We start from the raw sequence: 5,665 nt of genomic DNA, 5'->3' as shown, positions 1-5,665 counted from the left end.
GACTTCCCACTCCGGGGCGGCCCGTATCTCCGGCCCTGGGCACTCGCGCGCCGGGTGCCGCGACGGGCGGGGGTTCCCGCTGCTCCCGCGTTGCCTCTTCAGGCACGTCGGGAGGCCCGGCGCGGTGGCATAGCGGCCGGTCGAGGTTCGGGGCGGAGTGGGAAGTCGGTCCGGCCGACTTCCCACTCCACCGCCTTCGGGAACATGGTTGTCGCTCACCTGCGCTGCGGCCCGAGAGGCTGTCACCGATGCGTGGGGGCCGAGCCCATCCCACGCGTGTGCGGGGCCGATACTTGATGACCTGCGGTGTTGCTGGCAAGGAGCTGCCCGGATGATCGGTCCGTCGTGAGCCTGCCGGGCTGGGGTTGTTCCAGCCGGGGTTTCGGGGCCTGGGTGGAAAGGCGGTCGGGGGGAGGGGCTTTGATGGGGCGTGGTGGTGAGATGCCGGGCAAGGCCGACCCGGCCTGGATCGGGTGTGGCGGGATCTCGTAGGGTGGCGCACACCGGTGTGGTGACAGGCGCCACGCGGGGTTAGAGGCAGCAGACGCCGCTGGGCGGCGGGGCGGGGCGGTGACCTGGAGATGGCGGAGACGAAGGTGGTCCCCGGAGGTCCCGAGCCCGTACCGGACGCGGGTCCCCGGGACGCCTACGAGGAGCACCCGCCCGGCCCGGCCGCCCTGTACGAGCCGCCGCCCGCCCCTGGGCCGGTGCCCGGGCCGCCCGCGCCGTCCACCGGATGGACCGTCACCGGTATGCCCGCGATGGGCGGCCTGCCCGGCGGACCGGCCGTCCCGCCGCCGCCGTACACGGCCCCCGGCACGACCCCCGCGCACGGCCTGCCCGGCATCGGGGGCGCCCTGGGGAGCGGTCCGCGCGGCCGGATCCTGGTCGTCGAGGGCGGCTACGGCATCTCCGGCCGCCGTACCTGGGGCCGAGGCGGCCCGGCGCAGGCTCCGGTGCTGTCCGCGATGCTCGCCGCCGTCTCCCCGCAGGTGCTGCTCGCCGCCGACGCCGTCGACGCCGTCCACCTGCCCGGCGCCAGCGACCCGCACACCGTCCTCGCCCACCTGCGGGCCGCCGCCCGTCACCCCGGACCGCTGCTCGTCCACCTCGGCGGTCATCTGCTCGCCGACAAGCGCGGCGGCCAACTCCACCTCACCCTGCGGGACTCCAAGCCCGGCAGTATCCGCCAGGACGGCCTCGCCTGGCAGGCGATCGCCGCTGAACTGCGGCACCGTCCGGCGGACTGGCAGACCCTGGTGATCGCCGACCTGAGCGCCGATCAGAACGCCTGGCCGCTGCTCCAGGGCACCACCCCGCAACTCGGCGAGGGCCTGCCGCTGTGGGCCGTGGTCAGCCCGGACCCGGAGCAGATCGGCACCTTCACCCGCGCGCTGATCGAGGCCCTGCACGGCGGCCGACCGGGCGCCGAGGCGGTCCTGGCCCCGGAACAGTTGCGCCAGCAGGTGTACTCGGTGCTCCGCCCCGACGTGATCGTGCTCAGCACGCACGCGCCGGACCGCCCCGTGTTCCGCAACACCGCCCGGCGCGGTGACGGACCGTTCGCCGACGCCGTCCCGTACGAGGGGCCGAGCCCGGCCGCCGTGCTGCCCCGCCCGGCCCCCGTCCAGGAGGACGCCCCCTGGCCGGAGGACCGGCGGTGGAACGAGCCGCCGCGCGACGCCGTCCCGCAGGACGCGGTCCCGCAGCCCTGCCCGGCCGTCACCCTGGACAAGCCGGCGGCTGCGGCGCAGTCCTCGGACGGCCCGGTGAGCCTGCTCAAGCCCGGGGTGCCGCCGACCCCGCCGCTCCCGCCGCACCCGGTCGATCTGCGGAAGCCCCACGCCTGGCAGCCGCCGGCCCCGGAGCCCGTCGTTGAGCCGTCGCCCGCGGACGCCGAACCCGTCGCGCCCGCGATGGCGGCCGAAGCCGCTCCCGCCGAAGCCGTTCCCGCCGAGGTCACTCCCACCGAAGCCGTCCCCGCTGACGCCGAGCCCGCCCCGGAACTCTCCGAGCCCCGCGCCGACTATCGCGAGGTGATCGGCCGGATCGTCCGCAGTGCCGACGCCGGCGATCACGCCGCCGCCACCGACCTGGCCTTCGCCCTCGAACTGGAGGCGATCGCCGAGCACGGCCCGGTCTCCGCCCCGGTGCTGCAGGTCCGTCAGGTCCGGGCCCACGTCTCCCGCCTCGCCGGGCGGCCGGCCGAGGCTGCGGACATCTACCGCGAGGTCGCGCTCTCCCTGCTCCGCACCCACGGCGCCGAGCACCCGGAGACCCAGCACGCGGCGACCAACGCCGAGGCCTGCTGGCGGGCGATCCCGGACCGCGCCGAGGCCCTGCGGATCGCCCCGGAGATCATCGAACTGCGCGCCTACCTCCCGGGCCCCGACGGCCGCAAACTCCGCGCCGCCGAACGCCACCTCGCGGCCCTCGCCGCCCCCGTCCCCGACCCCGCCTGATCGCGGATGGGCATCCTGTCGGCAATCGCGAACGCCGCCGCCCAGTGGCGGGCGAACCGCCACCACGCCAAGTACTCCCTCCGGACCGGTGAGCCCTGGCCGCCGGCCGACGCGGCCGCGTTCGTCGCCGAGGTCGAGGCGTCGGGTCTCTTCGAGTCGGTGGACGTGGTGCCGGTCGAACCGCCGCGGCTCATCGACCTCCACTTGGAGGCGCCGACCGGTGAGTCGTTCATCGTCATGGTGGTGGACGGGTATCACGCCTGCCGCGTCTTCTTCGAAGCCTACGTCTTCGACTGGGTGCCGACCTGCCTCGTACTGGAGTTCCTGCGGGCCGTCATGAGCGGCGAGGTCGAGGTGGCCCGGGAGGGTGGCCATGTGGTGCTGGGCGTCCCGCTCGCCGGGGAGGGGACCTGGGAGGAGTCCCGGGTCTTCCGGGGCGAGTTCGAGCCGTGGGAGGCCCGGGCGATGGCCCGGGACCGGGCACCGGGGCACTGACGGGCCGGGAAAGCCGGGCGACGACGCACCGGCGGCCACCTATGCTCACCGCCGTGGACGATGCGCTGTCGAAGATCCTGGCGAAGCCGCTGACCAGCCGTAACGCCCTGGCACTGGAGAGGCTGGCCGCCCGCCGCCTCAAGCACGGCGAGCCGGCCTTCGTGGCGGACCTCGGCATCGGCCTGGCCCGCCGGCACGGCTCTGCACCGGAGTTCGACGGGCTCTTCGACCGGCTGGTGCGGCTGCTCGCGGTGAGGCGCGGTCCCGGGCACGTCGGTCAGTTGCTGCGGCTGCTCGCCGCCGCCGGGCCGGACGATGCGGAGCGCGACCGCTACGCGGCCTCGGTGCTGGCCGCCTGTCAGCAGCCCGCGGACCTGGCCGTGGTGTTCGAGGACGGTCCGGCCGACGGAACCGCCCCGGAGGAACTGCGGGCCTGTCTGCTCCACGAACTGGTGCTCAGGGGCGTCCCGGTGGCGGACACCCCGGGCATCGCCGGGTGGGCGGCCTCGCCGCACTGGCGCGGCCACCCCCTGGCAGCCCTGCCCCTGGCGACGACCGTGGTGGAACGGGAACCCGGCCTGCCGCACTACACGGTCGACGGCAGCAGCTACGGGCTGCCGTACTGGGACCCGGAGGACCGTCACCCGGCACCCCGGCGGGACGTCGGGGTGCCGCCGGCGGTGGAGACGACGACCGTCGCCACCGCCGCCTTGATGGCCACGGCGGTGGAGGACTGGGCCGAGGATCCGGAGGAGACGGAAGGCCGTTTCGAGGCACGGACCTTCACCTTCGCGGAGCCCCTCGAACCGCCCGCGGTGCCCGTGGCCCTCGTCTCGCTGGGCCTGGACTGCCTGGCAGCGCTGGGCGACCTGCCGGAGGCGGGTCAGGAGACCGCTTTCGGGGTGGTCGCCGCGGAGCCGGCCGAGGTCTGGCAGGTGCTGTTCGCCGCGGCCTCCACCGGCGGCGCGTACGTGTCCGGCCGCTTCGGCGCGTACGGCCGGCTCCACGCCTGGCGCTCGCTCGCCGCGCTCGCCGGGGCGCCGGCGGACGCGTCGCCGGGCGAGGTCGAGGAGCACGTCCGGGGCTGTGCCTGGTACCGGTTCGGTGCCGCCACCCCATGGTTCCACCGGGTGGTGTGGGACCTCGGCGTGCTGGCCGTGGCCCGGGACGGCCGACGGCTAGCCGTCCTGGCCGCGACCACCAGCGACTGACTCCGCCGCCGACTGGCGCCGCAACCGGATCTCGGCCTCGGGGACGGCGAGCTTTGGCGTGGGGAAGCACCGGAGCGGGGCGGGCAGAGCGATTCTCACCTCCGGCCGCGCCTCGCCCCGGCCGCGGATGCGCGCGGAGGGCAGGGCCGTGCGCCGTACGGCCCTGGGAGCACGGTCCCGCGCCCGTCCCCGACTTGGAGCACGTTCCCGGGTGCGGTTTCGTCCTCCGCGCGGACGGATTGACGGACCGTCGGATGATCCTCTTGAGGGGCGCCGAGAAGAGCTCCGGTGCCCTACCCAGAGGGGCTTCCCCGTGAACGAACATGCCTCGCAGCACCACCGCCCGAACCGCCCCGGCGGTCGTCGGCGCGGGGCGGCGGTGACCGTGACCGCCGTGGCCGCCGCCGTGGTGGCCGGCATCCTGGCACCGGCCACCACGGCCTCCGCCGGACCGCGGCCGGACGTCGTGCAGCAGCGACTCGACGCCCTGGTCCAGAAGGACGGGGCACCCGCCGCCCTCGCCACCGTCAAGGGCCGCGACGGCCGCACCCGCACCTACACCGCCGGTGTCGGCGACGTGGCGACCAAGGCCAAGGTCCCGGTCGACGGGCAGGTGAGGATCGGCAGCAACACCAAGGTGTTCACCGCCGTCGTCGTCCTGCAGTTGGTCGCCGAGGGCAAGGTCGGCCTGGACACGAGCGTGGACACCTACCTGCCCGGCCTGGTGCGCGGTGACGGCTTCGACGGCCGGAACATCACGGTCCGCCAGCTGCTCCAGCACACCAGCGGCCTGCCCGAGTACGTGGACAAGGACGGCGTCCTCGGCGACCCCGAGCGGTACTTCGAGCCGCGCGAACTCCTCGACGCCGCGCTGGTCCAGAAGGCCCACTTCGCGCCCGGCGCCCAGTGGGAGTACAACAACACCAACTACCTGCTGGCGGGCATGATCATCCAGAAGGTCACCGGCCGCCCGATCGGCGAGGAGATCACCAAGCGCGTCATCGACCGGATCGGCCTGCGTCACACCTACTTCCCCCGCCCCGGGGACATGACGATCCACGAGGCCCACCCCAAGGGCTATCAGCGTGTCGAGGACGGGTCGCTGCGCGACTACACCGAGCTGGACCCCTCCTGGGGCTGGGCGGCCGGTGCGATGGTCTCCACCAACACCGATCTCACCCGGTTCTACGGCGCGCTGCTCGGCGGCCGTCTGCTGCCCGCGGCCCAGCTCGCCCAGATGCGCACCACCGTCCCCGCCGAGCAGCTCGGCTCCGGGGTCGGCTACGGCCTCGGGCTGGTCAGCCGCCCGCTCTCCTGCGGCGGGCTCTCCTGGGGGCACGGCGGGGCGATCCCGGGCTACGAGACCTTCGGCGGCACCACCGACGACGGCCGCGCCGTGAGCGCCGCCGTGACCACGATCCCGGGTGACCCCGAGGTCGGCAAGCACATGGACCAGGCGGTGGACGCGGTGCTCTGCCGCTGACCGTCCCCCGGGTG

The 5,665-nt window shown here is 74.9% G+C and carries 4 protein-coding genes; all 4 read left to right on the top strand.

The genetic code is table 11. The features are described 5' to 3' along the window. Nucleotides 1-581 precede the first annotated feature (581 nt). The 4 genes from ABD308_RS27595 to ABD308_RS27580 all read left to right on the top strand — a co-directional run bounded on the left by ABD308_RS27595 (nt 582) and on the right by ABD308_RS27580 (nt 5,651). On the top strand, nt 582-2,462 hold the full coding sequence (locus tag ABD308_RS27595) for a hypothetical protein (RefSeq protein ID WP_344339971.1): 1,881 nt from the start codon (nt 582-584) through the stop codon (nt 2,460-2,462). A 6-nt stretch (nt 2,463-2,468) separates the two neighbouring features. Next, nucleotides 2,469-2,957 (top strand): hypothetical protein, encoded by a 489-nt coding sequence (locus tag ABD308_RS27590; protein ID WP_344339969.1) that lies wholly within the window; start codon nt 2,469-2,471, stop codon nt 2,955-2,957. A 53-nt stretch (nt 2,958-3,010) separates the two neighbouring features. Next, the gene (locus ABD308_RS27585; RefSeq protein ID WP_344339967.1) at nt 3,011-4,168 is read left to right on the top strand and encodes a DUF6183 family protein; all 1,158 of its coding nucleotides are present in this window, start codon (nt 3,011-3,013) and stop codon (nt 4,166-4,168) included. A gap of 313 nt (nt 4,169-4,481) precedes the next feature. Then, nucleotides 4,482-5,651, top strand: a complete 1,170-nt coding sequence (locus ABD308_RS27580; protein WP_425554860.1) for a serine hydrolase domain-containing protein — start codon at nt 4,482-4,484, stop codon at nt 5,649-5,651. Nucleotides 5,652-5,665 lie beyond the last annotated feature (14 nt).

The organism is Kitasatospora putterlickiae, assembly GCF_039527695.1.
GTDB classification, from domain to species: Bacteria; Actinomycetota; Actinomycetes; order Streptomycetales; family Streptomycetaceae; genus Kitasatospora; species Kitasatospora putterlickiae.
The sequence above is the reverse complement of the archived record's forward strand: the minus strand, read 5'-3'. Positions and strand labels throughout refer to the sequence as shown.

Excerpts from the sequence above, each read along its gene's own strand:
- ABD308_RS27590 (WP_344339969.1), top strand. The coding sequence starts at position 2,469 with ATGGGCATCCTGTCGGCAATCGCGAACGCCGCCGCCCAGTGGCGGGCG.
- ABD308_RS27595 (WP_344339971.1), top strand. The coding sequence starts at position 582 with ATGGCGGAGACGAAGGTGGTCCCCGGAGGTCCCGAGCCCGTACCGGAC.